The following is a 26798-nucleotide window of genomic DNA, read 5'->3' on the forward strand; positions in this document are numbered from 1 at the left end:
TGGTGCCGGACGGCCGGTGGTGCTCCGGTGCCATCATCCAACGAATCGGGCGTCGGACACAGCGCCCGACGCCCGACTCCCACATAAATCACATGGGTCTGTCGTCTGAACTTCAGACCTTCTGGCCTTGGAAGCCGCCGTTGGACGACGTCAGAACGGCAGGCCGGGGATGCCGCCGCCGCCCAGGCCCTGGGTCAGCGGGCCCATGCGCTCGGCCTGCAGCTTCTGCGCGGTCTGGTTGGCGTCCCGGACGGCCGCCAGGACCAGGTCGGCCAGGGTCTCGGTGTCGTCCGGGTCCACGGCGGCCGGGGAGATGCTCAGCGCCACCAGCTCACCGGCACCGGTCACCGTCGCCTCGACCAGGCCGCCGCCCGCCGAACCGCTCACCTTCGCCTCGGCCAGCTCCTGCTGGGCGTTCGCGAGATCCTGCTGCATCTTCTGCGCCTGCTTCAGCAGCTGCTGCATGTTGGGCTGGCCACCACCGGGGAACACGGCTGTCTCCTTGCTGTCACGGCTGTCGTACGGCGCTTCGTCCGTCACCGCCGAGCCTACGTGCTGCCCGCCGGTCCGGGCCCCGGATCGGGCCCGGATCAGGGTCCGCTCAGGGGCCCGTAGGCCCGGAGACCTGGGCCGGAGGACCCGGGGGCCGGATCAGGAGCCCTGGTGGTGGATCTCCTCCAGCACCGTCGCCCCCAACTCGCGGATGATCAGCTCCTGGCCGGAGAACACGTCCTCCTTGAGGTCCGGGTCGTCCGCCTCCGGGACGTCGTCCTCCGGAGCCACCGACCGCACCGGACGGGCCTGCGCCGCCACCGGCGGCGGGGCCTGCACCGGCGCGGGCTGCACGGGCGGGGCCTGGACGGGCGCCGGCGCGGCCTGGACCGGCGGAGCCTGCACGGGCGCCGGGGCGGGCGCGGGCATCGGCGGCGCGGCGGCCGCCGGACGCGCCGCCGGGGCTCCCCAGCCGCCACCGGCCTGGGCACCGCCCCCCGGTGCGCCGCCGCTCTGGCCACCACCGGACAGGCCACCGCCGGACGGGCCGCCGACGCCGCCGGACGGGTCGATGATGCACTCGATCCGCCAGTCCACGCCCAGCGCGTCGGCCAGCGCGGAGCGCAGCACGTCGTCGCTGTTGCTGCCGACGAAGCTGTCCCGGGCGCCGGCGTTGATGAAGGACACCTGGAGCACACTGCCGTCGAACCCGGCCACCTGGCCGTTCTGGCTGAGCAGGATCCAGGTGAAGCGGCGGCGGTTCTTCACCGCCTCCAGGATCTGCGGCCACAGCTGCCGCACCTGCGCGGCACCCTGCTGCGCGGACGCCGACGGCTGCCCACCGGGAGCGGCGGCCGGCGCCGGGGCCGGGGCGGCCTGCGGCGGCGCCACGGGGGGCGCCGCGGGAGCCGCGGCGGGGGCCCCGCCGGCGGGCGGGAAGCTGCGCGGGATCGGCCAGGCACCCGGCGCCGGCCCGGCGGGCGCGGCGGCGGGCGGCGCGGCCTGTACGGGCTGGGGGGCCTGCGCAGGCTGGGGGGCCTGCGCGGCCGGTACGGCGGCGGACTGGACCGGCGCGGGCGCCACCGGCACCTCGGCCACCGGCGCCACCGCCATCGGAGGCGTCGCCGTCGGAGCCGCCATCGGCATGCCCCCGGTCACCGCCATCGGCGCGGCGAACCCGCCCGCGGACGCCCGTCGCTCCAGCTTGTCCATCCGCGCCTGCAACGACAGCTCGTCGCTGTACGCGCCAGGCAGCATCACCCGGGCGCAGATCAGCTCCAGCTGCAGCCGGGGCGCCGCGTTGCCGCGCATCTCGGTCAGCCCGGTGTTGACCAGGTCTGCGGCCCGGCTCAGCTCGGCCGCACCGAAGGCGTCCGCCTGCGCCTGCATCACCGCGACCCGGTCGGCCGGGGCGTCGATCAGCCCCTTCTCCCCCGCGTCCGGCACGGTGGCCAGGATCACCAGGTCGCGCAGCCGCTCCAGCAGGTCGGTGACGAAGCGGCGCGGGTCGTGCCCGCCCTCGACCACCCGGTCGATCACCTGGAACACCGTCGCCCCGTCGTGCGCGGCGAAGGCGTCCACCACCTCGTCCAGCAGCGCGGAGTCGGTGTACCCGAGCAGCGCCGTGGCCATCTGGTACGTCACGCCGCCCTCGCCGGCCCCGGCCAGCAGCTGGTCCATGACCGACATCGAGTCACGCACCGACCCGGCCCCCGCCCGCACCACCAGCGGGAACACGGTGTCCTCGACCTGGATCCCCTCCCGGCCGCACACCTCCGCCAGGTAGTCGCGCAGCGTGCCGGGCGGGACCAGCCGGAACGGGTAGTGGTGCGTCCGGGACCGGATCGTCCCGATCACCTTCTCCGGCTCGGTGGTCGCGAAGATGAACTTGAGGTGCTCCGGCGGCTCCTCGACCACCTTCAGCAGCGCGTTGAAGCCGGCCGAGGTCACCATGTGGGCCTCGTCCAGGATGAAGATCTTGTACCGGCTGTGCACCGGCGCGAAGAACGCCCGCTCGCGCAGCTCGCGCGCGTCGTCCACACCACCGTGCGAGGCGGCGTCGATCTCGATCACGTCGATCGACCCGGGCCCGCCGGTCGCGAGGTCCCGACAGGACTGGCACTCCCCGCAGGGCGTCGGCGTCGGCCCCTGTTCGCAGTTGAGGCAACGGGCCAGGATGCGCGCGCTCGTCGTCTTGCCACAGCCGCGCGGCCCGCTGAACAGGTACGCGTGGTTGACCCTGTTGTTGCGCAGGGCCTGCTGGAGCGGAGCGGTCACGTGCTCCTGCCCGATGACCTCCGCGAAGGTCTCGGGGCGGTAGCGGCGGTACAGGGCTAGGGACACACCCCCGACGATATCGGGACGGACCGACAAACGCGTCGCCCCTCACCCCGCCGACCGTCCTGCCCGGCCCCGACCGGGCCCCGGGAACGCAAAGACCCCTCGCGCACCCGCCAGAGCCCTCTTACCCTTGCTGCCTTCCGGCCCTGGGGGGGTTCAGAGAGATGACGCCACACGAGGGGCTGACCCCCACAGTACCGGATCCCCGCCCCAACGATCCACAGGCCACCCCCACCCTCCCGCCTGCGGGACAGGTGGTCGCGAGCACCCCGAAACATGTACTAAGCTCTCCCACGGAGGATTCGCCTAGAGGCCTAGGGCGCACGCTTGGAAAGCGTGTTGGGGGCAACCCCTCACGAGTTCGAATCTCGTATCCTCCGCCGGCAGAAGGCCCGGACCGCTCAGCGGCCCGGGCCTTCGTCGTTTCCGCGTCCTTGGGCTTCCGTCCCGTCAGGGCTTTGATCCGCCCCAATCGCGCGGGGCGGCCGTGTGCGTGGTGTCGGGCCCGTCGCGGTTGCGGGGCCGGGCCCGGGGTGCCTCAATGGCCCCGGCGGCGACCGCCGCTTGCGGGCGAGGAGGGCGGACATGCCACGGGTCGCGGTGAACGGCGTCGAACTCTTCTACGAGGTGGACGGGGACGGCGAGCCGCTGGTCCTGGTGCACGGCTCGTGGGGCGACCACGGCAGCTGGGGGCCGGTCCTGCCCGCCCTCGCGCAGAAGTTCCGGGTCCTCGCCTACGACCGGCGGGGGCACAGCCGCAGCGAACGCCCGCCGGGGCGGGGGTCCCGGTTCGAGGACGAGGAGGACCTGGCCGCGCTGATCGAGACCCTCGGGTTCGCGCCGGCGTACGTCGCGGGCAACTCCTTCGGCGCCTCGACCGCGCTCGGCCTGGCGGCCCGGCGGCCCGAGCTCTTCCGGGGCCTCGTCGCCCACGAGCCCCCGCTCCTGGACACCGTCGCCGACGACCCCGGGCTGCTGCCGCTGACGGCGGCCACCGGGGAGAGGATCGAATCCGTCCTCGCCCTCCTGACGGCCGGCCGGACCCTCGCGGGGGCCCGCCGGTTCGTGGAGGAGGTCGCCCTGGGGCCCGGCGCCTGGGACCGGCTGCCGGAACAGCTCCGCGAGACCTTCGTCGCCAACGCCCCCACCTTCGCGGACGAGCAGGCGGACCCGCAGTGGGCCAACCTCGACCTCGGCCACCTCTCCCACTACACCGGGCCCGCCCTGCTGACGAAGGGGACGCAGAGCCCGCCCTGGTTCGCCGCGATCGTCGCCCGGCTCTCCGCCGCCCTGCCCCAGGCCGAGACCCACACCTTCGAGGGAGCCGGGCACATCCCCCACCTCAGCCATCCGGACGCCTACGCGCAGCGCCTGACCGGCTTCATCGAAGGAGCCGGCCGGACCCCCTAGCCCGCCTCCAGGGCAGAGCCGCGGGTCAGGCCGCCCGGCCGGGGGCCGGGTGGGACGCGCCGGCCGGGCGGAGCCGGCGGCGGACGGCCCAGGCGGCTGCCGCGAGGGCGAAGCCGTAGACGGTGACCAGTCCGTGGCCGTTCTCCTGGGCGATCCACATGGCGAGGCCGAGGGCGGGGACGCCGGCCGCCAGGGCGAGCTCCTTGGGGAGGCGGGTGCGGGTGAGGAAGGCCAGGGCGAGGGTGGCGCCGAGGAAGTAGGTGGCGCCGGAGCTGCCGGCGAAGTTGCGGGGGTCGGTGCTGGGGCCGCTGCCGAGGCCGAGCAGGCTGTCGACGCGGCCGGGCAGCAGGATGCCGGCGAGGAAGAGGCCGAGGGTGAGCGGGCCGCCCCAGTACCACTGGGCGAGGGCGGCGACGGCGGCGAGGGTGGCGAGGTTCCACAGGCCGCCGAAGAGGCCGCCGTTCTGCATGAACACCGAGGTGAGCTCGCGCCACCAGCCGGACTTGGCGGGGTCCGCGTCGAGCGCGTCCATGGCGCCGGACCAGAGCAGCTGGAGCAGGACGCCGCCGACGGCGAGCGCGGTCAGGGCGACCGCCGTCCACGGGAGCGGCCGTCCGCGCAGGGTGTCGCGGCCGACGACGCCGAGCCCGCAGTTGACCATCATGACCATCAGCGCGGCCGTGGTCACGTTGAAGACGATCGCTCCCATGTCTGGCCCTCCCCCCGGTTCCGGCGTTTTCCAACGCCGTTCGAAAACCTGATGGCGCCAAGCTAGCACAGTTTTCGAACAGTGTTGGAAAACGTTGTACGGTGGACCGCATGAAGCTCACCAAGGAGCGCATCGTCGATGCGGGCATGGCCGTCTTCGCGGAGGTCGGCTACCAGAACCTGTCCATGCGCCAGGTCGCCGACCGCCTGGACGCCCACGCGGGCAGCCTCTACTACCACGTGCGCGGCAAGGACGAGTTGCTCGCCCTGATGGCCGACCGGGTCTGCCGCAGCGCGCACGACGCCGGCACCGAGGCCCTCGCCGCCCTCCCGCCCACCGCCACCTGGCAGGACCGCGTCGAGGCCCAGGCCGCCGCCCTGCGCCTGAGCCTCAAACAGCACCCCGGCGGCGCCCAGCTCCTCGCCGAGAGCCCCGGCGTGCTCAGCCCCGGCGCCCTCTCCCTGATGGAACGCCTGCTGCGCACCCTCCTCGACGCCGGCCTCCCCGCCGACCACTGCGGCATCGCCGCCGACACTCTGCTCAGCCACGTCACCGGCTTCGTGCTCCAGGAGCAGAACCAGCCGGCGGCGCCACCGCCCGTCACCGCGGAGCAGTACGCCGAGCTGTGCGAGCGGTTCCCCCTGCTCATGGGCCCGTTGATCCCGCGCGTGGGCCAGGACGAGAAGTTCACCCGGAGCGTCCGCCTGCTCTGCACCGGCTTCGCGGCGCTCTCCTAGCGGCGCCCTCCCGGGCGAGGCGGGCCCGGACCCCTGGCGTCCCCGCGGGACCCCGCTGGGTGAACTCCGCGCGCCAGGCGATTCGACCACGACATAACTTCGCGTTATGAGACTTCACTCTTCGCGCATGAGGTTCTGGGGGCGGGCTGGCGTGGTCACCGCCGCCGTGGTGGTGCTCGGCGCCACGGCGGCGGGGGCGCCGTCGGCCGAGCACCGTTCCTCGGGCCGCTGAACACCGTGTCCCCGGTCGCCTCGACCGTGCCCGCGAACGGGGACGTGAACCCGTACGGCACGTTCGTGATCCGGCACAGCACGGGCAGGCTGCACCGTGGCAACGTCCTGATCAGCAACTTCAACAACGCGCAGAACCAGCAGGGCACCGGGACCACCCTGGTCCAGGTGAGTCCGGACGGCGCCGTCAGCACGTTCGCCCAGATCGACCCGGCGCACCTGCCCGGGCCGTGCCCCGGCGGGGTCGGGCTCTCGACGGCGCTGACCGTCCTGCCGGGCGGCTGGGTCGTGGTCGGCAGCACGCCCACCACGGACGGCACCTCCGCCACCGTCCAGGCCGGCTGCCTGCTGGTGCTGGACAGCAACGGAACGGTCCGCGAGACCATCGCGGGCGACGGCATCAACGGCCCGTGGGACATGACGGCCGTCAGCTCCGGCGACCGCGACGAGCTGTTCGTGACCAACCTGCTGAACGGCACGGTCGCGGGCGGCGGGGCCGAGGTCGACCAGGGCACCGTCCTGCGGATCACCCTGTGCCGGCCGGGCGGCGCACCGCCGCAGCGGATCGCGACCACCCGGATCGGTTCGGGCTTCGGCCAGCGCACCGACCCGGCCGCCCTGGTGATCGGCCCGACCGGCGTCGGCCTGGGCCACGACGACACGCTCTACGTGGCGGACACCCTCGCCAACCGGATCGCCGCGATCCCCGACGCCGTCCACCGCGTCTCCGACGCCGGCACCGGCACCACCGTCAGCACCGGCGGCAACCTCAACGGGCCGCTCGGCCTGGCCGTCGCCCCCGGAGGCGACGTCCTCACGGTGAACTCCGGCGACGGCAACCTGGTCGAGACCACCCCCGCCGGCGACCAGGTCGCCGTCCGCACGCTCGACGACAGCGGCACCCCGCCCGGCGCCGGCGCCCTGTTCGGGCTCGCGGTCGACCTCGACCGCGACGCCGTGTACTTCGTCGACGACGCCACCAACTCCCTGAACGTCCTGCACTGACCGCCCTGCCGCGAGTGCTGCTCCCGTACGCTCCCGCCCCCGAGGGCCCGGACCGCGACCACCGACCGCGGCCCGGGCCCTCGCTGTCTCCCGAACCGCCCGCCGGTCGCTTCGCCGTGCGGCCCGAACCCCCCGCCGGCACACCGTGTTTGCCATGCTTGAGCCCCGGCCGGTTCCGACCTGGGACGGCGTCCGTCCTCTGTGGTGAGGTGTTCCCCATCGGCAAGACAAGTGGATCGACCCTGGTCGCGTGGCTGCGCGGCGCCGACGCGGCACAGGTCGTACGGGTCCTGGCCTCGCGCCCGGACGCCGCGGTGGAGCCGGAGCCGCGATCGGTCGGCGAACTGGCGGACCGGCTCCAGCGCCCGGCCTCGGTCGCGCTGGCGATCCCCCGACTCACGCTGCCCGAGCTCCAGGTGGCGGAGGGCGCCGCCGCACTGGCGCCTGCCACCCGGGACGTACTGGCGAACCTCCTCGACGCGACGGACGGGGAGCGCGCTCACCAACTGGAAGCGGTACTACGGGAGTTGGCCGATCGCGCGCTGGTGTGGCCGGGCGGCGACGGGCGGCTGCACGTGGCGGCGACGCTGCGGCAGGTGTGGGCCGCACCCCTCGGGTTGGACGCGCCACTGGCACGGCTGCTCGCGGACACGACCTCCACCGATCTGGGCCGCATGCTCGCCGCCGTCGGCATCACGTCGACGGGCACCAAGCAGAAGCGGCTGGCCGCGCTGACCGACCACCACGGTGATGCGGACCGGGTCACCGCGCTGGTCGCCAAGGCCCCCGCGGCTACTCGGAAACTCCTGGAGCAACGTGCGCGGCAGGCGCCGGAGCGGTCGGCCCGCATCCTGTACGGCCTCCCGCGGCCGGATCCCGGGCCGGGCGAACGGTGGGCGCTGGAACGGGGGTTGCTGATCCGGGACGGGCGCTGGTACGGGCCCGCCCGGATGCCCTCGGAGGTGGCCCTCGCGCTGCGCGGCACCGGCTGGCACGCCCCGTTCACGCCCGTCCCGCCCGCGGTCCGGACGCGGCCCGTCACCGGATCGGCGGTCGACCGGGAGGCCACCGCCGCGGCGATGGCGTTCGCCGCCCACGCCTCCTCCGTCCTCGCGGCGTGCGCCGCCGCTCCCCCGGCCCGGCTGAAGTCCGGCGGGGTCGGAGCCCGCGAGCTGTCCCGGCTCGGCAAGGCCGCGAAGTGCGACGACACCGTGGTGCGCATCGCGCTGGAGTCGGCCGCCGCGGCCGGGCTGCTGGCCCGGGACGGCGACCGGGTCGCGGCGACCGAGGCCTACGACGGCTGGGCGGAGGGGGAACCCGCCGACCGGCTCGCCGTGCTCCTCCGCGCCTGGTGGACACTGCCGCTGACCCCCGGCGGGAGCCGCGACGAGGAGGGGAAGGCGCTGCCCGCCCTCGCCGGAGCCCCGCCCCGCGGGGGCTGCGTCCAAGCCCGGCACGGACTGCTCGCGTCCGCGGCGCGGCTCCCGGCGGGTGAGGGGGCGACCGACCCGGCGGACCTGGGGGCGCTGATCGCGTGGCAGCGTCCGCTCGTCGACCAACTCGCCCAGGACGCAAGCCCGTTCGCCAACCTGGTCCGCGAATCGGAGCTGCTCGGCGTCCTCGCCCTCGGCGCCCTGTCCCCGCTCGGGGCGGCCCTGGACGCCGACGGCCCGGACGCGGTGGCCGCCGCCTGTCGACGGCTGCTGCCCGCCTCCACCGGGTCCGCCCGCTTCGGCAGCGATCTCACGGCCGTGGTCGCCGGCACGCCCTCGACGCCCCTCGTCACGCTGCTGGACTCCGTCGCCGACCGGGAGGCCACCGGTACGGCGTCGGTGTGGCGGTTCAGCCCGGACAGCGTCCGCCGCGCCCTCGACGCCGGCCACACCGCCGACACGCTGACGGCCGACCTCGCCGCCACCGCCACCGCCACCACCACCACCACCACCACGGAACCGCTGCCACAACCGCTCGCGTACCTGATCCGCGACACCGCGCGCGGCCACGGCCGGGTGCGCGTCGTCTCCGCGGCCTGCGTGATCCACGGCGCGGAACCCGCCCTCCTCGCCGAACTGGCCGCCCACCGCAGGCTCGCCCCGCTCGGCCTGCGGCAGTTGGCACCGACGGTGCTGATCAGCCGGACCCCGCCGGACGAGACGCTCGCGGCCCTGCGGTCGGCGGGCTACGCCCCCGTCGCCGAGGAGCAGGACGGATCCGTCCGCATCGAGCGGACCCGGCGACACCGGGCAACGAACCCACTCCCGACCCCGCGCCGACCCGCCGGCCCACGGCGGAAGGCCGTCCGCGTCGCGGGCGCCCGGACCGCCACCGACCTGGCAGCCGTCGCCGCCCGGCTACTGGCGGCCCCGCAGGAGGCTCCGGAGCCCGACCCCGACGACGGCCGCCCCTACGCCAGCGACACCGAGGAGATCATCGCCGGGCACGCGCGCAACCTGTCCTTCACCGACGTCCGCCAACTGGCCCACGCCGTCAACGAGAAGCAATCGATCACCGTCGAGTACACCGCCACCTCGGGCAACACGACCGTCCGCACCCTGAGCCGCCTCGAACTGGACGCGCCCTACCTCCACGCCTGGTGCCACCTGCGCGACGCCGAACGGGTCTTCACCCTCTCCCGCATCCACGGGGTGATGCCCTCGTAGCCGAGCCGTCGGGCGGCCGGTGTCCGATTCGTTCAAGACCGGGTGGGGCGGGGGTGCCTAGCGTGGGGGCATGAACAGCACAGGTGTACCGCAGTTCGCGTTCGTCGGGCTGGCCGTTGCGGATGTGGCCGCCTCGGTCGGCTTCTACCGGCGGCTGGGGGTGGGGTTTCCCGAGGGGGCGGAGGGGGAGCCGCACGTCGAGGGCGAGGTGCCGGGCGGGCCGCTTCTGGTGCTCGATTCCGAGGCCACCATCCGGTCGTTCCATCCCGGCTGGCAGCCGCCGAGCGGCGGTAGCCGGTCCGCGCTGGCGTTCCGCTGCGCGAGTCCCGCGCAGGTGGACGCGCTGTACGAGGAGTTGACCGGCGCCGGCTACCACGGGGAGTTGGAGCCGTGGGACGCCTTCTGGGGGCAGCGGTACGCCGTGGTGCACGATCCGGACGGCAACGGGATGGACCTGCTCGCGCCGCTCGAGGACAGGCCCTAGGAGGAGAGCAGCGCGGTCAGCGGCAGGCCCGCCAACTCCCGTACGTCGCGGGCCAGGTGGGCCTGGTCCGCGTAGCCGGTCCGGGCCGCCGTCTCGGCCGGTGGGACGCCGGAGCGGGCGAGGGCCAGGGCGCGCTGGAGGCGCAGGATCCGGGCGAGGGTCTTGGGCCCGTAGCCGAAGGCGGCCAGGGAGCGGCGGTGCAGTTGGCGGGCGCCGAGGCCGACCGTCTCGGCCGTCGCGGCGACGGAGCGGCCGGCGGCGAGCGAGGCGGCCACGGCGCGGACCAGGGGGTCCTCGGGCTGGGCGTCGGCGGCCAGTTGCAGGGCCAGGGCCTCCAGGGCGGCGGCCGGGTCGGGGGCCGCGTCGATGCCTTCGGTCAGCCGCCGGACCTCGGCGGCGGACCGCAGGTCGGCCAACTCGACGCGGCGGTCCCGCAGTTCGTTTGCGGGGACGCCGAGCAGGGCGGGAGCGGCGCCGGGCCGGAAGCGTACGCCCGCCCAGGGGCCGCGCAGTCCGGGGCCGGGGTGGAAGGCGCGGGTGTCCGGTCCGGCGACCAGCAGCCGGCCTTCCGTCCACAGCAGGTCCATGCAGCCGTCGGGCAGGACGAGCCCGGCCCGCGCGGCGCCCGTACGCCCGGCACTCGCATGCCCGCCCGTACGCCTGAGGGCCGGCTTCGTCCACAGGACCGCGCCGGGCAGCCGGCACGCGCGTTCCTGGTACGAGGCGGACGGTTCCATGATCCGAGGCTACGCGCCCCGCAGGGACCCGGCGGGCGGACGGCAGCAGGACAGCGGCAGGAGGGCGACAGGACAGCGGGCGGACGCCGACGGCCCCGGCCGCACGAGGCGGCCGGGGCGATCTGCCCGGGGAGAGGGGCCGGTCAGGCGACCGGCTCGGCCTCCGGCACCGCCGGGGGCTCGGCCCCCGTACCGGCGGTCTTCCGGCCGTCGCGCATCAGCACCAGGGTGAGCGCCGCCGCCGCGACGACCGCGATGCCGCCCGCCGTGAAGGTGGTGGAGGTGGCGGTGTTGAACGCCTCCCGGGCGGCCGCGACCAGGCCGCCGTCCCCGGTGGAGCCGGCCACCGCGAGCGCGCCGGTGATGTCGTGGCGGGCGGCGGCGGGGGCGGCCGCGGGCATCGCGCCGGTGTAGGTGCTGGAGAGCACGGTGCCGAGGATGGCCACGCCGAGCGCCGCACCGGACTGCTGAATGGTGTCGTTGAGCGCGGAGCCGACGCCGGCGTGCTCACTGGGGATGGCGCTCATCAGCGCGTTGGAGGCGGCCGGCATGGCGAGGCCGGAGCCGATGCCGAGCACCAGCATGGCCAGGGAGACCTTGGTGAAGCCGTCGCCGACCGAGAGGGTGGCGAGCAGTCCGAAGCCGCCCGCGATGATCAGCATGCCGATCGAGGTGAACACCCGCGCCGGGACCTTCTTGCCGAGCACCGCGCCCAGCGCGTTGAACACCAGCGAGGCGATGGCCAGCGGGATGAAGGCGAGGCCGGTGTCGGTGGGCGAGAACTCCAGCACGAACTGGAGGTACTGGGTGAGGACCAGCATCAGCCCGCCGGTGGCGAAGGTCAGCAGGATGAGCGAGAAGCTGGCACCGGTGAAGACCCGGTTGCGGAACAGCTTGATCGGGACCATCGGCGAGTCGGTGCGGACCTGCCGGACGGCGAAGCCGACCAGCGAGGCCACCGCGAGGGCGAGTGCGCCGAGGGTGCTCACGCTGGTGAAGCCGTCCTGGGGCAGCACGATGATCGACCACACCAACGCTGTCATGCCGACCATCGACAGCACCATGCCGAGCAGGTCGGGGCGGCGCCACGGTCCCTTGGACTCCGGCATCAGCAGCACCGCGGCGACGATGGCGACGGCCGCGATCGGCACGTTGAGCAGGAAGACCGCGCCCCACCAGAAGTGCGCGATCAGCGCGCCGCCCAGCACCGGACCGCCGACCAGGCCGACCATGGCCACCGCGGTCCACGCGGCGATCGCCTTCGGGCGCTCCTCGTCATCGAAGACGGTGATCAGGATGGAGAGCGTGCTCGGCATGACCAGCGCGCCGCCGACGCCCATCAGGACGCGCCCGGCTATCAGCTCACCGGGGCTGCCGGCGTACGCCGCGACCAGTGAGGCGGCGCCGAACAGCGCCAGCCCGACGATCATCACCTTCCGTCGTCCGAAGCGGTCGGAGAGGCTGCCGGAGGTGAGCAGCAGGCCGGCGAAGACCAGGATGTACGAGTCGATGATCCACTGGATGTCCTGCGCCCCGGCCTTGAGGTCCTCCGCGATCGGCGGGATGGACACCGTGAGCACCATGTTGTCGATCACCAGCACCAGGCTGCTGAGACAGAGCACGACCAGGATGAGCCAGCGCTGCGGATGACGTTCCACGGCGTTTCCCCCTTCGAACTTCGGGCTTCGAGCGTCGGACTCCGAGCTCGGGCGTCGAGCGTCGGAACGGGCGCGCGGGCCGGGCTGTGACGCCGGAGCCGCGCGGAAGTCGTCGCGGGCACACCGTCCTCCGTCCCCAGGAGAACGGTGTGCGCCGCTCCGAACACTGTACGGACACCGCACACTGTTCGCAACGCCGCACACCGTTCGATCTCCGCACGCTGTTCGTCGCGCCGTACACTGTTCGCATCAACCCGTGGCGAGCGGCGCCGAACCGGACCGGATCCGGACGATTGGTGAGGAGGGCCCGATGGCGGCCAGGACAGAGGACGGCGCGACCCCGGGCATCCCCATGCCGTGGAACCGCCCCGAGCGACGGCGGGAACAGCCCGCCCTCAGCCGCGAACAGATCGTCGCCGAGGCCTTCGCGCTGCTGGACTCCGGCGGCATCGAGGCGCTGAGCATGCGCAAGCTCGCCGCCCGGCTGAACGCCGGCGCCACCTCGCTCTACACCCACGTCGCCAACAAGGACGAGCTGCTCGCCCTGGTCGTCGACCAGGTCTTCGGCACCCTCCCGCACCCCTCGGCCGAGGGGTCCGAGGAGCCGAAGGTCTGGCGCGCGAAGATCGCGGAGTGCGCCGAGAGCATGCGCACGGCCATCATCCGCCACCCGTGGATGGTCGGGGTGATCGGAGACGTCGGGATGATCTACCTCGGCCCCAACTGGATGCGGCTCTCCGAAGCCCTGTTGGACGTCCTGGAGGCGGCCGGCTTCGAGATCGTCGAGGCGAACGACGCGATGAACGCGGTCATGGGCTACACCATCGGGACCGCCTGCGTGGAGGCCGCCTGGCTGGCCGCGCTGGCCCGCAGCGGCCAGGACGAGCAGGAGTGGATGAACCGGCTGCTGCCCGTCGTCACGGAGGCCACCAAGGACTTCCCGCGGCTGCACCGGCTGTACACCACCTCGGTTCCGGACGAGGTCGCCGGAGGCCGGGACAGCACCTTCGCCCGGGGCGTCAACGTCATCCTGGACGGGATCGAAGCGGCCAGGACGGCCCGCGGACAGCACTGAGCCCTCCGGGGGCCGCCCCCCGCCCGACGTGCCGCCTCCCGCCCGGCCGCACGGCCCAGCGCCGCCCCGACCGCGCGGCTCAGCTCCCGCTGAGCGCCTGCACCTCCGCGTACCCCGGCACCGGACCGACCGGCTCCCCCGCCGCGACGGCCGCAGCCGTGGCCACCGCCGCCGCCAGTGCCGCGCGGTACAGCAGCGACCCGAGGCTGACCCGGGCCACCCCGAGCGCGGCCAGCTCGGCGAGGCCCGGGCCGGTCGGCGTCCAGAGGATGTTGAGCGGGACGGCGAGCGCGCCGACCAGCCGGCCGATCGCCGCCGGACCGGTCAGCCCGGGGACGAACACGCCGTCCGCGCCCGCCTGTTGGTAGGCGTCCAGGCGGCGGAGCGTCTCCGCCTCGGGGGCGTCCTGCCCGCACCAGTAGGTGTCGGTACGGGCGTTGACGAACAGCGCCGGGGCGGCCGCCTTCACCGCGGCGATCTTCGCGGCGTGGCGGGCGGACGGGGCCAGCGTGCCGTCCGCCCGGCCGTCCTCCAGGTTGATGCCGACCGCGCCGGCCTCGGCCAACTCCACGGCCAGCTCGGCGACTTCGTCCGGGTCGTCGCTGAACCCGGACTCCGCGTCGACGCTGAGCAGGAAGCCGTCGCGCCCGAGCCGGCGCGCCAGCCGTACGGTCTCCGCGCGGGTGGCGGCGGCGCCGTCGGGGAGGCCGGCGACGGCCGCCACGCCCAGGCTGGTGGTGCCGATCGCGGGGTGGCCCTGGGCGGCGAGGGCGACGGCCGAGGCGTGGTCCCAGGCGTTGGGGAGCAGCAGCGGGCGCCCGGGGCGGTGGTGCAGGGCGGCGAAGGGGGTCATCGGGTCGTCTCCATCGGCTCGTTCGCACGGTGTCCGGTCGGGTCCGCCGGACTGTCGGTCACCCACGTCGGGCTGTCGGTCACCCACATCGGGCTGTCGGTCACCCCCGCCGGATCCGCGGCGCCGCCCCTCGCACCCGCCAGGCTCCCGACCGAGTCCGCGTAGTAGTACCCGGCCTCGGAGACGTGGCAGACGATCTGCCGGAAGCTCCAGCCCGTCCCCGGGGAGTCGTCCAGCCGTTCGTCCGGCAGCGCCGCGACCCGCCGGGACCAGATCCCGGCCAGCCGGGTCAGCCGGCTGCGGGCCTCGTCCAGGTCGGCGGTGGTGAACGGGGCCAGGTCGGCCGGGGTGGTGGCGTTGGAGGCGTGCCAGTGGTCGGGCTCGGTCGGTTCGCCGACCAGCCGGGCCTCCACCTCGGCGAGGTGGTCGACGAGATGGTCGGTGATGCGGCGAACGGCCTTGTGCGGCGCGTAGGTTCGGCCGTCGACATTGACGATCGGACGGCCGTCCCAGGCCGTCCAGCCGACCGCCAGGGCGAGCACGTAAGCGACCATCTCCGGTACCAGGGCGGCCAGTTCGGCCTTGTCGAGGTCCGGGGTCGACGGCGGCGTCCCGGTGTCCGCCGGATCGGAGGCGCCGTACAGGATGCCCTCGGCGATCACCAGGGCCTGCGAGCGGCCCGGGCAACTCCGGGGCGGGGCACCGAAGGTGAGCGCGACCCCGGCCGGCGCCCCGGCCTGGGCGGCGGCGATGTCGAGCAGGACCCGCGTCCCGACCGGCACCGCGACCCCGCCGACCTCGGTCGCCCGGACGGCGATCCGCCGCATCGTCCGGACCGGCGGATCCGTGCGCAGCACACCGGCCAACCCGTCCTCGTGCCGGCGGGCGCCCTCGACCAGCGCGGCGGTGGCGTCGCAGGCCTGGACGAGCAGGCCGATCCGGTTCGCGGCGGTCTCCTCGTCCCGGTCCCCCATCGCGGGCAGCAGCCGGGCCACCGCCGCGTCGGCCACCGGGTCGGCCGACGCGCCGTCCACCACCGGGTCCAACGACGCGCCCGCCACCGGGCCGTCCACCACCGGGCCGTCCGCCGCCGGACAGGCCGGCGCGTCGGTGAAGTACGCCCGGGACACCGTCGCGACGTCCCGCGCCACGGCCTCCGGGTCGGCCAGGCCGAGCTCCGCCGCGAGCACCCGGACGACCCGCAGCCGGACGTCGGACTCGAAGCCGCCGGCCGCGGCCACCCGCAGCCGGTCCGGGTCCAGCCGCTCCAGGTCGGCCAGCACCAGCGCCCGGCGCCGGGCGTGCGGTTCCCCGGAGCTGAACCGGGCGACGGCGGACCGCAGCCAGGCCACCGTGCCGGGGGCGCCGCCGGGCGCACCAGGCGCGGGGGCCGCCGCGGGCAGCGGCACCAGCGCGGGATCGGCCAGAGCCGCCGTCACATCGTCGTAGCGGGAGAAGGTCGTGGCCGCCGCCCCGGGGACCACCGTGGTTTCGCTCATGCCGTCATCGTGGCCCCGGGTCGTTTCGGCCCCGGCCGAACCGTGCCGGGGCGACCCTGGAGGCATGTCCCCGGCTCCGCTCCCCCACGCGGCCCCGCCGCCGCGACCGCCCCGTCCCCCGCACCAGGGCATCCCCGCACCGCCGTGCCCCGACCATGGAGGCATGACGCTCGCCGCCCTCGCCGCCCTGCTCGCCGACCCCACCCGGGCCGCCATCTGCTCCGCCCTGCTCGACGGCCGTGCCTGGACGGCCGGTGAGCTGGCCCGGCACGCGCGCGTCGCGCCGTCCACGGCCAGCGAGCACCTGTCCCGGCTGATCGCGGGCGGGCTGCTGGCCGAGGAGCGGCAGGGCCGGCACCGGTACGTCCGGCTGGCCACGCCCGCGGTGGCCACGCTGATCGAGGACCTCACCGTCTTCGCGGAGTCCGGTCCCGGCCCCGCGACCGCGCCCCGCAACCTGACCGAGGCCACCCGGCTGAGCGCCGAGGCCCGCGCCCGCACCTGCTACGACCACCTGGCCGGACGCCTCGGCGTGGCCGTGTCGGACGCGCTGTTCGCACGCGGCCTGGTCACCGAGGAGGACGGGCTGGCCCTCACCGGACGCGGCCGGGACTGGCTGGCCGCGCAGGCGATCGAGCTGCCGCCGGGCGCGGGCCGCCGCGGCGGACGCCCGGTGGTGCGCAGCTGCCTGGACTGGACGGAGCGCCGCAGCCACCTGGGCGGGGCGCTGGGCGCGGCCCTCTGCCGGGCCGCCCTGGACCGCGCCTGGGTGGAGCGGATCGGCTCCGGCCGGGCCCTCCGGGTCACCCCGGACGGCGGCCGGGCGCTGCGCGAACTCCTCGGCGTGGAGCTGCCCTGACGGCCGCCCCGGCGCCGCTCCCGCTCAACGGCGCCGGTCCGGCTCAGCCCATCGACTTCGCCCCGTCCAGCGCCTCCCGGATGATGTCCGCGTGCCCGGCGTGCTGCGCGGTCTCGGCGATCAGGTGCAGCAGCACCCGCCGGGCCGACCAGGCCGTGCCCGGCGGGAACCAGGGCGCGGGCGGCAGGTCGTGGGCGGCGTCGAGGTCGGGCAGGCTCCGGACCAGCTCGTCCGTCCCGCGCGCCGTCCGCTCGTACTCGGCGAGCAGCCCGGCCAGCGTGTCGCCCTCCGCCATCCGGAACTGGGCCGCCCAGGCGTCCGGGTCGGCGGCGCCCGCGTCCCCGCTCCGCATCGCCTCCGCACCGCCGGTGATGAACCGCGCCCAGCGCGCCTCGACCCCCGCCACGTGCTTGATCAGGCCGCCGAGGCTCAGCTCGCTGACGGTGGTGCGCTCGGCCGCCTGCGCGTCGGTGAGGTCCCGTACGGTGTGCCGCAGCAGTCCGCGGTGCTTGTCCAGCGTCTCGACGAGTTCCTCGCGCTCACCCATCGGCCACCCCTGTCGCTCGTCGTCCCGTCGGACGCATCAGACGTCCTCCGTCTCCGGCTGCTCCCCTACCCGCCGGTCGAGGTCGATCAACCCGAAGGCCGCGCCCTGCGGGTCGCCGACCGCCGCGAACCGGCCGAACGGGCTGTCCATCGGCCCGAAGTACACCGTGCCGCCGCGCGCCGTCAGCCGCCCGATCGCGGCGTCGGTGTCGTCCACCGCGAAGTAGACGCTGATGTACGAGGGGGCCTCGGGCGGCAGGAAGTCGCCCTCCGCTCCCATCCGGCCCAGCACCGGCCGGCCGCCGACCTGGAACATCCGGTAGTCGAAGTCCCCGCCCGCCATCTTCTGCACGCCGTACGGGAAGACCGCCGGGAAGAAGGCGTCCGCCTTCGCGGGCTCGCGGGTCACCACCTCGGCCCAGCTGTACGCGCCGGGCTCGCCCTGCTTCTCGAAGCCCTCGTGCCGCCCGGCCTGCCAGACGCCGAACACCACGCCGCCCGGGTCCCTGGCGATCACCAGCGTGCCGAAGTCGCCGACCTGCATCGGCCCCATGACCACCTCGCCGCCGTTGGCGCGGATCCGCGCCGCCGTGGCGCCGGCGTCCGGTGAGGCCAGGTACAGGCACCAGGCGGACTGGGCCTCCGCGCCGGGCATCGGCGGCACGACCGCGGCGACCGCCTTGCCGTCCGAGTACGCCTGGGTGTAGTTGCCGAACTCCGACGAGCTCTCGCCGAAGGTCCAGCCCAGCACGTCGCCGTAGAAGGCCTTGGCGCCCTCCAGGTCGGTGAACATCGCGTCGGCCCAACAGGGTGTGCCCTCAGGTAGCGCAGCCATCTCTCTGCCCTCGTGTGTGGCGAAGCGCGCGCGCCGGGAGGGCGCACGCCGGCCCCCGGTTCGTCAGCCTAGCCACGACGCGCCGCACCCGCGCGGGCTGGAACCCGCGCGGGTGCGGACCTCCGAGGTCAGCCGCCCGCCGACAGGCGCAGCGAGGCCGTGCCCAGGCCGGTCGGGCCGAGCGGCACCGGGGGCACCGGGGGCGCCGAGGGCACCGGCACGCTCGGAACCACCGGGGCGGTGCCCGCCGCCGGAGCCTCGGCGGCCGCCGCCGTGGCCGCCCGACGGGCCTGCGAGGCCTCCACCAGGTCCCGCTCGGCGCCGAAGTGCCGCTCCAGGTCGGCCGTGCCGTACCGGAGGCAGCCCCCGTGCCAGTTGAGGATGCCCGCGAGCCAGTTCTCCAGCTCCCCCACGTACCCGTCGAGCAGTTCCCTGGCCGCCTGCTCCAGCCCGAAGTCCTCGTACATGACCGGGAGTTCCTTCTGCGCGACGTGCTGGAACTGGCCCAGCCGCGAGTGCATCAGGTCGTCGACGATCCGGACCCCGGACGGGTAGTCGCAGCCGAAGAAGTTCTGCACCACCAGGACGGCGTTGTGCAGCTCGCCCTCGTACTCGACCTCCTTCTGGTACGAGAAGAGGTCGTTCATCATGCACGCGTAGTCCATCGCGGAGTTCTCCAGCGCGCGCATCGAGCCGTGGTCGTACACCTCCTGCGGCACGGTCTGCCCGTGGCCGAGGCGGGAGAGGCTCGTGGTGAGCTCGGAGCCGAAGGTGGAGCGGCGCATCTCCAGGTAGTCCACCGGGTCCGGGATCCGGTTCTGGATCTGGTTGGCCAGCTCCCAGATCCAGCTGTCCAGCATCACCTCGACGGCCACCCGGAACCGGCCCCTGGCCTCGACGGCCATCGGGCCGGCGGTGCGCTCCCAGATGTCGGCGAGGCCGCGCTCCAGCGCGTTGACGGGCTCCGGCGCGGGGGTGCCGTCCACCGGCATGAACAGGGACAGCCGCGCGTTGGCGGCCTTGGCGCCGCCCAGGTCGCGGGTGCGTCCGAAGGCCCGGGGGTAGTAGTCGTCGGCCCAGGTGCCCCAGGCCAACCAGGCGGAGGCGATGTCGAGTTGGTCTGCGGTGGCGTCCGGGTGGAGGCCGGCCGCGCAGAGCGGGAGGTCGTAGTCGCGCATCGACTCGGCGTCCCAGATACCGGATGCGGGGACGCCCGGCTCCGCCGCCAGCAGCCCCATCCGCCCGGCCCACTCGATCACGCGCTCCCGGGCGCCGTCCAGGTGCGGGCTCAGCCGGAGCTCGTACGGCAGCTCGAACTCGGGCAGCAGGGACGGCCCGACGGCCTGGTGCGGCACGTGGCCGTGCGACCGCGCCCGCCGCACGGCCGGGCCCGCCGCACCCTCGGCCGCACCCGTCGGGCTCGCCTCCGCCGCGGCCACCGAGGCCCCGGCCGCCGAAGCCCCGGCGGCCGTGCTGCGCAGGATGTCCAGCGCCGAGGTCCCGATGCCGCCGATCGCGTACTGGTCCCACCAGTTGCCACCCCCGGGCCCTCCCGGCAGCCCCGGCAGCCCACCGCCCGAGCCGGGCGCCACCTCAGCGCCCGAGGCCGCCGAACCGGACGAACTCGCCGCCGCCCCACCGCCGTTCATGTACCGGCTGGAGCGCAGGTGCCACTCGTGCCCGCCGGACTGCCAGTCCTGGAGGCCCTTGACGTACGCCATCACCCGGGCACGGCCCGCCGGGTCCAGCCCGGTCTCCGCGAACAGCACCGGCAGTTCGGTGAACACGGTGTTCTCGAACTGCTGCAGCCGCGAGGTGAGCAGGTCGTTGACCGCCTCGGCGGCCTCCTGGGTGGAGCACTCCAGGAACCGCTCCAGCACCAGGATGCCGTTGCTCAGCTCGCCCTCGTCCTCCACCTCCCGCTGGTACGAGAAGATGTCGTTGCGCAGGTGCACCCCGTCGGAGAAGGCGTCCATCAGCACCCGCAGCGCCCGCGAACCCGACACCTCCTTCGGCACCTCGGCGCCGGCCGCGTACTCGACCAGCTGCGCGGACCAGGGCGCGCCGCCGACCTTGCGGCGCATCTCGATGTACTCGACCGGGTTGGCCACCCGGCCCTCGTTGATGTTGGCGAGCTCCCACAGCGACTCGTTGAGCAGGTTCCGGGTGCTCGCGGCGAACCGGATCCGCCAGTCCTCGCCCATCACCGGCACGGTGCGCCGCCACAGGTCGGCCAGTCCCGCCTCGACCGGGTTCTCCGGTTCCGGCAGCTCGGCGGCCGGGTCGGCCGGCATGAACAGCGGCAGCCGGTCGAGGTGGGCCTTGCCCGCCCCACGGTCGTTGGTGCGCTTGTACATGTCGAGGAAGTGGTCGTCGAAGAAGAAGACCCACACGTACCAGTCGGTGACCAGGGACAGCGCCTCGGCGGAGGCGTCGGGGTGGGTGTACGCGCAGAGCAGTCCGTAGTCGTGGGCCTCCAGGTCGGCCTGGTCCCAGATCCCCGACCCCTCCAGCATCCCCATCTCCCGGGCCCAGCCGGTGGAGTGGGCCCGTGCCTCGTCCAGATGCGGGTTGAGGCGTGCCGGGTGCGGCACGTAGAAGGACGGCAGTTCGAACGGCTGGGTCACGGCGGGCGGGCCTTTCTGGACGTGTCGAATTGGACCAAGAATGACCCGCCGTCAGCTCGCCGCACCGTCACAACAGAAACAGTCATATGAAATGACTCGTTCCCCCCGTCCAGAACCACCCACCCGGCCGAGCGCCCTCCCCAACCCCCCACGCCCCCGCGCCCGCCGCCTCACGGACGCCGCACCGCCCCCGACCCGGGACCCCCGGCGGATGCGACAGGCGCGGGCAAAAAATATCCCTCGCGCCCCCGCCGGCACCCCCGGCAACCGCTCCGCCAACGAACAATGCAGCTCTGGCAAGGCCTTGAACAGACAAGACTTCCCCGGCTACGGGCGTGTTGACCGCGTACGCCAACGCCGCTTCCACCAGACTGGGCGCCGACCCGACGTCAACTCCGAGGAGGGCAAGCCCATGAACGTCACCGTCCGGCTCGCACAGCAGCCCGAGGCCGACGAACTGCTCGGACGCAGCGCGCTCGCCGCACTCGTCGGCATGCTGCTGGACCAGCAGGTCCCGATGGAGTGGGCGTTCACCGGCCCGCTGACCATCGCCCAGCGCCTCGGCCACGACGACCTGGACGCCCACGAGATCGCCACCTACAACCCGGAGGAGTTCGTCGCGCTCCTCTCCGCCAAACCGGCGGTCCACCGCTACCCGGCCGCGATGGCCAAACGGGTGCAGCAGCTCTGCCAGTTCCTCGTCGCGCAGTACGACGGCGACGCGGCCGCGCTGTGGAAGAACGTCCGCACCGGCAAGGAGCTGCTCAGCCGGCTCAACGCCCTGCCCGGCTTCGGCAAGCAGAAGTCGCAGATCTTCCTGGCCCTGCTCGGCAAGCAGTACGGGGTGCGGCCGGAGGGCTGGCGCGAGGCGGCCGGGGTGTACGGCGAGGAGGGCGCGCACCGCTCGGTGGCCGACATCACCGGCCCCGAATCGCTCACCCTGGTGCGGGAGTTCAAGCAGGAGGTGAAGCGCGCCGCGAAGGAGGCCAAGGCCGCCGCCAAGCCGCGCACCACCACCCGCGCGTCCGCCGCCCCCACCCCGACCGGGGTGCGCTGAGCACCGGCTGACCCACCCGGCCGGCCGTACCGGGGCCGGCCCCGCCCAGAGCGCGACGCGGGCCCCGGCCGCGCCGCGCGACCGGGGCCCGTGAACGGGAGCGCTCCGTCAGGCCACGACGGGCGCCTGCTGCTCCGCGGTGGAACCGTCCGCGGAGCCACCCGCGCCCCCGGAGCCGGCCACGGCCCCGAGCGCCTTGCGCCGCCGCGGCAGCGCGAACATCAGCAGGAAGACCGCGAGCAGCACCCCGGCGACCCACCACATCGCGTGCACGAAGGCCCCGCCGAACGCCGTCCCGACCGCCTCCGGCGCGACCACGTCGTCCATCGCCCCGAAGAAGGCCACCGACACCAGGCCGAGCCCGAGCGCGTTGCCCACCTGCTGCACGGTGTTGATCAGCCCGGACGCCGAACCGGCGTGCTCACGCGGCACCTCCGCCAGCACCGCGTCGGTGATCGGCGCGACGATCAGCCCCATCCCGAGGCCCATCACCACCAGCGGCAGCGCCATCTGCCAGGCGGTGATCGTCGTCCCGTACCGGTCCGCCTCCCAGATGTAGACGAGCACGCCCGCCGCCATCACCAGCGCGCCGGTCTGCAGCACCTTCCGCCCGAACCGCGGCACCAGCTTCTGCACCGACAGTCCGGCCGCCGTGGAGACCGCGATCGAGAACGGGATGCCGGTCGCGCCGGCCTTGAGCGGGCTCCAGCCCAGCCCGATCTGCATGTAGAGGGTCCAGACCAGGAAGTAGATGCCGAGTGCCACGCCGAAGGCCAGCTGCACGCAGATCCCGGCCGCGAAGGACTTCACCCGGAACAGCGCCAGCTCCACCAGCGGCGAGCCGTCCCGCCGCGTCTTGACCTTCTCGTACGCCACGAACAGCGCGAACACCGGCAGGCTCCCGGCCATCGACAGGTAGCCCCACAGCGGCCAGCCGGCCTCCCGGCCGTGCGTCAGCGGGTAGATCAGCATCAGCAGGCCGAGGCTGGCCAGCGCCACGCCCACCAGGTCCAGCTTCAGCGCCTGGTCGGCCTTGGACTCGTCGATGAAGCGGCGGCCCAGCAGCAGTCCGGCGATGCCGACCGGCAGGTTGATCAGGAAGATCGGCCGCCAGGCCAGGCCGAACAGGTCCCACTCGGTGAGCAGCGCACCGATCATCGGACCGGAGACCGCGCCCAGCCCGACCACCGCGCCGAACAGGCCGAACACCTTGCCGCGCTCCTCCGCCGGGAAGGTCGCGTGGATGATCGACAGCACCTGCGGCACCATCAGCGCGGCCGTGCCGCCCTGGAGCACCCGGGTCGCGATCAGCATCTCCGGGCTGGAGGCCAGCCCGCACAGCGCCGAGGCCAGCGTGAAGCCGCCGATCCCGATCAGGAACACCCGCTTGCGGCCGTGGATGTCACCCAGCCGGCCGCCGGTGATCAGCCCGATCGCGAAGGCCAGCGCGTAGCCCCCGGTGACCCACTGGACGGCGCTGAACGAGGCGCCGGTGTCCTGCTGGATGCTCGGGATGGCGATGTTGACGATGGTCACGTCCACCAGGTCCATGAAGGAGGCGACCATCACGATCGTCAGCGCGATCCACCTCCGGCGCTCCGCTGCCGCGGTGCCCATTCCGTACTCCTCTACCTTTTCCACGTCCACGACAGTAGCGGGCATCTAGGTCAGAATCTGTCCCAGTTGGTCCGGCATTCTGGACGGCACGAGCGACGGCACGAGCGAGCGAAGCATCGAGAGGCGCACATGAGCGACACCCCGGCACGGCTGTTGAACCTCCTCTCGCTGCTCCAGACCCCGCGCGAGTGGCCCGGCAGCGAGCTCGCCGAACGGCTCGGCGTCAGCCCCCGCACCATCCGGCGCGACATCGACCGGCTGCGCGAGCTCGGCTACCCGGTGCGGGCCAGCATGGGCGCGGAGGGCGGCTACCGGTTGGTCGCGGGCACCGCGATGCCCCCGCTGCTGCTGGACGACGAGGAGGCGGTGGCCATCGCGGTCGGGCTCCGCGCGGCGGCCGGGCACGCCGTGGTCGGCATCGAGGAGGCCTCGGTACGGGCGCTCGGCAAGCTGCTCCAGGTGCTGCCGGGCCGGCTGCGGCACCAGGTCGGGACGCTCAACTCCGCGACCGTGCCGCTGCTCGCCGGGGACGGCCCGACCGTCGACCCGGAGGACCTCACCGTGCTCGCCCGCGCCGTCACCGCCCGGGAGCGGCTGCGCTTCGGCTACCGGGCGTACGACGGCGCCGAGACCAGTCGGCAGGTCGAGCCCGAGCGGCTGGTCTCGGTCGGCCGCCGCTGGTACCTGGTCGGCTACGACCTGGACCGCGCGGACTGGCGGCTGTTCCGGGTCGACCGGCTGAGCGGCCCGGCCGCCACCGGCGTCCGCTTCACCCCGCGCCCGCTCCCCGCCGAGGACGCCGCCGCGTACGTGGCGGGCAAGCTGCGCCGCCCGTCACCGAGCGGCACCGTGGTCGCCACCGTGCACGCCCCGGCCGAGCGGGTCCGCGACAGCCTCCGGCCGGGCGACTCCGAGGTCGAGCCGATCGACGGGCACAGCTGCCGGCTCCGCTCCCGTTCCGACTCGCTGGAGTGGACGGCGATGCGGCTGCTGTCGCTGGACTGCCCCTTCGAGGTGCACGAGCCGCCGGCGCTGCGCGAGCACCTGCGCCGGCTCGCCGACCGCGCCCACCACGCGGCCGGCCCGGAGGCCCGGACCCCGGGCCCCGCCCTGAAGGCCGGCACCTGAGGCCGCGACCCGAGGGCCGGAACCTAGGCCTCGACCCGGAACCAGCCGTTGCCGGAGCGGAACCAGAGCACCCCGTCCCGGCCGTGCGCGCGCCCCCGGTCGAGGCCGCCGGGGACGCCGACCCGCTCGCGGCGCACCTCCCGCCAGCCCTTCCGGCTCTCCCGTTCGCACCGGATCAGCTCGCCGCCGGGCTGGAGGAACACGGCCCGGTCCCCGGCGATCGCGAAGCCCACCGGCTGGCGGGCCGGCAGCCGCATGACGACGGGCTCGCCGCCGTCCGGGTCGATCCCGGTGAGGTGGCTCCTGTCCCCGTACCAGGCCAGCCAGGCCCGCCGTCCCTCGGTGGCGGCGGCGAGGCCCTCCAGCGGCTGGTCGCCCAGCTGCCCGAAGTCCGGCCGCCAGACGACCCGTCCGGCGGTGTCCAGCCCGAGCAGGCCGTACTGGCCGAGCGGGTTGTCCCCGTAGTTGCCCTCGTCCCCGAAGGCCAGCCAGATCCGGCCGTCCCGGTCGGTGGTCAACGCCTGGACGTCGTCGCCGAGTTGCAGCTCCCGGGTCAGCCGTCCGTCCGGCCCGAAGACCTGGCCGTTGCGCTCCCAGCCGTCCGCCGACTCCTCGGCCCTGCCTCCGACCAGTAGCACCCGGCCGCCCGGCAGCAGCGCCAGGAAGTCCGGCGGGACCCCGACCCCGGCGAGCGGCACCCGCCACTCGCCCCGCGGGCCGCGCACCACCACCTCGCCGTCGAACGGCAGCCGGGCGCACGGCCACGAACCGGCCGGTGCCGCGTACCGCTCCGGCACCACCAGGACGGCCAGCTCCCCCTGCGGCCCGACCGTCCAGGTCAGGGCCCGGTGGCCGGCCCGGACGTCCTCCGCGGGCAGCCGCCAGACCTCGACCGGACGGTCGGACACCAGTATCGACATCGATCGGGCCCCGCTCAGACCCCGTACTCGGCGGTCAGCAGCGCCCGGCCCAGGGTGTGGAAGGTGAGGTTGAAGCCCACCTGGGCCGGCGGGGTGTCGGCGGCGACGTCCAGCTTCTCCACGTCCAGCGCGTGCACCGCGAAGACGTAGCGGTGCGGGACGCCGGGCGGCGGGGCGGCGCCGTCGTACCGGTTGCCCGGGAAGTCGTTGCGGCCGTGGAAGGAGGCCTCGCCGGGCAGGTCGGCGTCCGAGGAGCCGGCGCCGCGCGGCAGGCCGGCGGTGTCGGCGGGCAGGTTCAGGGCGAGCCAGTGCCACCAGCCGGAGCCGGTCGGCGCGTCCGGGTCGTAGCAGGTGACCGCGATGCTCCGGGTGCCCTCCGGCAGGCCCGACCAGGCCAGCTGCGGCGAGAGGTTGCCGTCGGCGTGGACGAACTCCGGGCCCAGCGTGCCGCCTTCGGTGATGTCCTCGCTGCTCAGCGGGAAGGACGGCACCTGCGGAAGGAACTCGTACGGCAGCGGCGCGCGCTTGCTCATGGGCTGGTCACCTCTCACGGTCGGAATGACACAGGTCACTCTAAACGGCTCGCCGTAATCGGGTGCGTGTGCGATCCCGCCGCCCCTAGAGTCGACGGCATGGCCTCCAGAATGACCCGTCTGCTCTCCGACTCGCGCGACGCGCTGTTCACCATGATCGGCCTCCAGGCCGTCATCTGGTCCGTCCAGGTGGTCAACTGGCTGGACGACTACGGGCTGTCGCAGGAGTTCGGCCTGCGCTCGGAGCGGATCGGCGACCTGCCGGAGATCTTCACCTCGCCGTTCCTGCACTTCGGTTGGGACCACATCGCGGCCAATGCCTGGCCGCTGTTCCTGCTCGGCTTCCTGTCCGCCTACCGGGGCATGAAGAAGTTCCTGCTGGCCAGCCTGGTGATCACGATGTCCGACGGGCTGCTGGTCTGGCTGCTGGAGAGCCCGAACACCGTGACGGCCGGGGCGAGCGGCCTGGTCTACGGCTACCTCGGCTACGTGGTGCTGCGCGGCGTGCTGGACCGCAACGTGCTGGACGCGGCGGTCGGCATCGTCATCGCGGCGGTCTACTCGACCATCCTGATCGGCGTGCTGCCGGTCACCCCGGGCGTCAGCTGGCTGGGCCACCTGGGCGGACTGATCGGCGGGCTGGCCGCCGCCTTCCTGCTCCGCAGCCGGCCGGCCGAGCAGCGGGCCCCGAAGCCCGCCGCCGCCCCGGACAGCCCCGGATCCGCCCTGCTCAAGCAGCTGGACGACCTGGGCCTGTAGCCCCCGGCCCGGCGGCCGTCGGCCCGG

23 protein-coding genes, 1 tRNA gene and 1 other RNA gene are annotated in these 26798 nt (G+C 74.4%); 11 read left to right on the forward strand and 14 right to left on the reverse strand.

From position 1 onward, the window contains the following. Window positions 1-150: 150 nt before the first annotated feature. From ACWDCZ_RS03375 to ffs, 3 genes are all read right to left on the reverse strand, one after another. On the reverse strand, window positions 151-492 hold the full coding sequence (locus ACWDCZ_RS03375) for a YbaB/EbfC family nucleoid-associated protein (RefSeq protein ID WP_074001802.1): 342 nt from the start codon (window positions 490-492) through the stop codon (window positions 151-153). A gap of 159 nt (window positions 493-651) precedes the next feature. After that, window positions 652-2835 carry a DNA polymerase III subunit gamma and tau gene (locus ACWDCZ_RS03380; protein WP_449815097.1) on the reverse strand — a complete coding sequence of 728 codons (2184 nt, stop codon included), beginning with the start codon at window positions 2833-2835 and terminating at the stop codon, window positions 652-654. A gap of 87 nt (window positions 2836-2922) precedes the next feature. Then, window positions 2923-3019: signal recognition particle sRNA small type (gene ffs / locus ACWDCZ_RS03385), an RNA gene on the reverse strand. A 108-nt stretch (window positions 3020-3127) separates the two neighbouring features. Between ffs and ACWDCZ_RS03390 the strand changes: the two genes are divergently transcribed. Beyond that, window positions 3128-3212 (forward strand) — tRNA-Ser (locus ACWDCZ_RS03390). A gap of 205 nt (window positions 3213-3417) precedes the next feature. After that, complete coding sequence (locus ACWDCZ_RS03395) at window positions 3418-4242, forward strand: alpha/beta fold hydrolase (RefSeq protein ID WP_449815098.1); 825 nt, start codon at window positions 3418-3420, stop codon at window positions 4240-4242. A gap of 25 nt (window positions 4243-4267) precedes the next feature. On the opposite strand, the gene ACWDCZ_RS03400 is transcribed toward ACWDCZ_RS03395, so the two are convergent. After that, window positions 4268-4951 carry a hypothetical protein gene (locus ACWDCZ_RS03400; protein ID WP_449815099.1) on the reverse strand — a complete coding sequence of 228 codons (684 nt, stop codon included), beginning with the start codon at window positions 4949-4951 and terminating at the stop codon, window positions 4268-4270. A gap of 110 nt (window positions 4952-5061) precedes the next feature. Here ACWDCZ_RS03400 and ACWDCZ_RS03405 point away from each other — a divergent pair, with 110 nt between their 5' ends. The 4 genes from ACWDCZ_RS03405 (at window position 5062) to ACWDCZ_RS03420 (ending at window position 10068) form a co-directional block, all read left to right on the forward strand. Continuing rightward, window positions 5062-5688, forward strand: a complete 627-nt coding sequence (locus ACWDCZ_RS03405; protein WP_449815100.1) for a TetR/AcrR family transcriptional regulator — start codon at window positions 5062-5064, stop codon at window positions 5686-5688. A 237-nt stretch (window positions 5689-5925) separates the two neighbouring features. After that, window positions 5926-6924, forward strand: coding sequence for a hypothetical protein (locus tag ACWDCZ_RS03410; protein WP_449815101.1), 999 nt, complete (start codon window positions 5926-5928; stop codon window positions 6922-6924). 209 nt (window positions 6925-7133) lie between these two features. Next, the gene (locus ACWDCZ_RS03415) at window positions 7134-9584 is read left to right on the forward strand and encodes a helicase-associated domain-containing protein (RefSeq protein WP_449815102.1); all 2451 of its coding nucleotides are present in this window, start codon (window positions 7134-7136) and stop codon (window positions 9582-9584) included. 70 nt (window positions 9585-9654) lie between these two features. Continuing rightward, a complete protein-coding gene (locus ACWDCZ_RS03420) occupies window positions 9655-10068 on the forward strand; it encodes a VOC family protein (protein ID WP_449815103.1) in 414 nt (137 codons plus the stop codon). On the opposite strand, the gene ACWDCZ_RS03425 is transcribed toward ACWDCZ_RS03420, so the two are convergent. Beyond that, a complete protein-coding gene (locus tag ACWDCZ_RS03425; RefSeq protein ID WP_449815104.1) occupies window positions 10065-10805 on the reverse strand; it encodes a helix-turn-helix domain-containing protein in 741 nt (246 codons plus the stop codon). The genes ACWDCZ_RS03420 and ACWDCZ_RS03425 overlap by 4 nt on opposite strands. A gap of 143 nt (window positions 10806-10948) precedes the next feature. Beyond that, entirely contained in the window at window positions 10949-12463 is a 1515-nt protein-coding gene (locus tag ACWDCZ_RS03430; protein WP_074001812.1) for an MFS transporter, read from the reverse strand. A 310-nt stretch (window positions 12464-12773) separates the two neighbouring features. Here ACWDCZ_RS03430 and ACWDCZ_RS03435 point away from each other — a divergent pair, with 310 nt between their 5' ends. Continuing rightward, on the forward strand, window positions 12774-13538 hold the full coding sequence (locus ACWDCZ_RS03435; protein ID WP_117488580.1) for a TetR/AcrR family transcriptional regulator C-terminal domain-containing protein: 765 nt from the start codon (window positions 12774-12776) through the stop codon (window positions 13536-13538). 79 nt (window positions 13539-13617) lie between these two features. Here the strand turns inward: ACWDCZ_RS03435 and ACWDCZ_RS03440 are convergent, their stop codons facing one another. Together ACWDCZ_RS03440 and ACWDCZ_RS03445 are read right to left on the reverse strand one after the other, a co-directional pair. Beyond that, window positions 13618-14391 (reverse strand): isocitrate lyase/PEP mutase family protein, encoded by a 774-nt coding sequence (locus ACWDCZ_RS03440; protein ID WP_449815105.1) that lies wholly within the window; start codon window positions 14389-14391, stop codon window positions 13618-13620. Further along, window positions 14388-15890 (reverse strand): hypothetical protein, encoded by a 1503-nt coding sequence (locus tag ACWDCZ_RS03445; RefSeq protein ID WP_449815106.1) that lies wholly within the window; start codon window positions 15888-15890, stop codon window positions 14388-14390. Before ACWDCZ_RS03445 ends, ACWDCZ_RS03440 begins: the two co-directional genes overlap by 4 nt. 163 nt (window positions 15891-16053) lie before the next feature. Here ACWDCZ_RS03445 and ACWDCZ_RS03450 point away from each other — a divergent pair, with 163 nt between their 5' ends. After that, on the forward strand, window positions 16054-16749 hold the full coding sequence (locus ACWDCZ_RS03450; RefSeq protein ID WP_449815107.1) for an ArsR/SmtB family transcription factor: 696 nt from the start codon (window positions 16054-16056) through the stop codon (window positions 16747-16749). A gap of 43 nt (window positions 16750-16792) precedes the next feature. Here the strand turns inward: ACWDCZ_RS03450 and ACWDCZ_RS03455 are convergent, their stop codons facing one another. The 3 genes from ACWDCZ_RS03455 to ACWDCZ_RS03465 form a co-directional block, all read right to left on the reverse strand. Beyond that, on the reverse strand, window positions 16793-17296 hold the full coding sequence (locus ACWDCZ_RS03455; RefSeq protein WP_049660190.1) for a DinB family protein: 504 nt from the start codon (window positions 17294-17296) through the stop codon (window positions 16793-16795). A 36-nt stretch (window positions 17297-17332) separates the two neighbouring features. Next, entirely contained in the window at window positions 17333-18130 is a 798-nt protein-coding gene (locus ACWDCZ_RS03460) for a VOC family protein (protein WP_117488588.1), read from the reverse strand. A 128-nt stretch (window positions 18131-18258) separates the two neighbouring features. Next, window positions 18259-20757, reverse strand: coding sequence for a terpene synthase family protein (locus ACWDCZ_RS03465; RefSeq protein ID WP_449815108.1), 2499 nt, complete (start codon window positions 20755-20757; stop codon window positions 18259-18261). A 412-nt stretch (window positions 20758-21169) separates the two neighbouring features. On the opposite strand from ACWDCZ_RS03465, the gene ACWDCZ_RS03470 reads away from it, so the two are divergent. Next, on the forward strand, window positions 21170-21814 hold the full coding sequence (locus tag ACWDCZ_RS03470) for an HhH-GPD-type base excision DNA repair protein (protein WP_049660490.1): 645 nt from the start codon (window positions 21170-21172) through the stop codon (window positions 21812-21814). A 108-nt stretch (window positions 21815-21922) separates the two neighbouring features. On the opposite strand, the gene ACWDCZ_RS03475 is transcribed toward ACWDCZ_RS03470, so the two are convergent. Then, window positions 21923-23431, reverse strand: coding sequence for an MFS transporter (locus ACWDCZ_RS03475; protein WP_375876733.1), 1509 nt, complete (start codon window positions 23429-23431; stop codon window positions 21923-21925). A 129-nt stretch (window positions 23432-23560) separates the two neighbouring features. On the opposite strand from ACWDCZ_RS03475, the gene ACWDCZ_RS03480 reads away from it, so the two are divergent. Further along, window positions 23561-24559: a helix-turn-helix transcriptional regulator gene (locus tag ACWDCZ_RS03480; protein ID WP_380779886.1), complete on the forward strand. Its 999-nt coding sequence runs from the start codon at window positions 23561-23563 to the stop codon at window positions 24557-24559. A gap of 23 nt (window positions 24560-24582) precedes the next feature. On the opposite strand, the gene ACWDCZ_RS03485 is transcribed toward ACWDCZ_RS03480, so the two are convergent. Both ACWDCZ_RS03485 and ACWDCZ_RS03490 read right to left on the reverse strand, forming a co-directional pair. Then, window positions 24583-25479 (reverse strand): hypothetical protein, encoded by an 897-nt coding sequence (locus ACWDCZ_RS03485; RefSeq protein ID WP_449815109.1) that lies wholly within the window; start codon window positions 25477-25479, stop codon window positions 24583-24585. 14 nt (window positions 25480-25493) lie between these two features. After that, complete coding sequence (locus tag ACWDCZ_RS03490) at window positions 25494-26012, reverse strand: YbhB/YbcL family Raf kinase inhibitor-like protein (RefSeq protein WP_449815110.1); 519 nt, start codon at window positions 26010-26012, stop codon at window positions 25494-25496. Window positions 26013-26111: 99 nt separating this feature from the next. Here ACWDCZ_RS03490 and ACWDCZ_RS03495 point away from each other — a divergent pair, with 99 nt between their 5' ends. Next, entirely contained in the window at window positions 26112-26771 is a 660-nt protein-coding gene (locus tag ACWDCZ_RS03495; RefSeq protein ID WP_449811182.1) for a rhomboid family intramembrane serine protease, read from the forward strand. Window positions 26772-26798 lie beyond the last annotated feature (27 nt).

Source organism: Kitasatospora sp. NPDC001225 (genome assembly GCF_053597855.1).

Coding starts and splice junctions, on each gene's coding strand:
- ACWDCZ_RS03480 (WP_380779886.1), top strand. CDS start 23,561: ATGAGCGACACCCCGGCACGGCTGTTGAACCTCCTCTCGCTGCTCCAG.
- ACWDCZ_RS03405 (WP_449815100.1), top strand. CDS start 5,062: ATGAAGCTCACCAAGGAGCGCATCGTCGATGCGGGCATGGCCGTCTTC.
- ACWDCZ_RS03445 (WP_449815106.1), bottom strand. CDS start 15,890: ATGAGCGAAACCACGGTGGTCCCCGGGGCGGCGGCCACGACCTTCTCC.
- ACWDCZ_RS03400 (WP_449815099.1), bottom strand. CDS start 4,951: ATGGGAGCGATCGTCTTCAACGTGACCACGGCCGCGCTGATGGTCATG.
- ACWDCZ_RS03490 (WP_449815110.1), bottom strand. CDS start 26,012: ATGAGCAAGCGCGCGCCGCTGCCGTACGAGTTCCTTCCGCAGGTGCCG.
- ACWDCZ_RS03435 (WP_117488580.1), top strand. CDS start 12,774: ATGGCGGCCAGGACAGAGGACGGCGCGACCCCGGGCATCCCCATGCCG.
- ACWDCZ_RS03495 (WP_449811182.1), top strand. CDS start 26,112: ATGGCCTCCAGAATGACCCGTCTGCTCTCCGACTCGCGCGACGCGCTG.
- ACWDCZ_RS03485 (WP_449815109.1), bottom strand. CDS start 25,479: ATGTCGATACTGGTGTCCGACCGTCCGGTCGAGGTCTGGCGGCTGCCC.
- ACWDCZ_RS03395 (WP_449815098.1), top strand. CDS start 3,418: ATGCCACGGGTCGCGGTGAACGGCGTCGAACTCTTCTACGAGGTGGAC.
- ACWDCZ_RS03470 (WP_049660490.1), top strand. CDS start 21,170: ATGAACGTCACCGTCCGGCTCGCACAGCAGCCCGAGGCCGACGAACTG.
- ACWDCZ_RS03450 (WP_449815107.1), top strand. CDS start 16,054: ATGACGCTCGCCGCCCTCGCCGCCCTGCTCGCCGACCCCACCCGGGCC.
- ACWDCZ_RS03425 (WP_449815104.1), bottom strand. CDS start 10,805: ATGGAACCGTCCGCCTCGTACCAGGAACGCGCGTGCCGGCTGCCCGGC.
- ACWDCZ_RS03420 (WP_449815103.1), top strand. CDS start 9,655: ATGAACAGCACAGGTGTACCGCAGTTCGCGTTCGTCGGGCTGGCCGTT.
- ACWDCZ_RS03440 (WP_449815105.1), bottom strand. CDS start 14,391: ATGACCCCCTTCGCCGCCCTGCACCACCGCCCCGGGCGCCCGCTGCTG.
- ACWDCZ_RS03475 (WP_375876733.1), bottom strand. CDS start 23,431: ATGGGCACCGCGGCAGCGGAGCGCCGGAGGTGGATCGCGCTGACGATC.
- ACWDCZ_RS03460 (WP_117488588.1), bottom strand. CDS start 18,130: ATGGCTGCGCTACCTGAGGGCACACCCTGTTGGGCCGACGCGATGTTC.
- ACWDCZ_RS03455 (WP_049660190.1), bottom strand. CDS start 17,296: ATGGGTGAGCGCGAGGAACTCGTCGAGACGCTGGACAAGCACCGCGGA.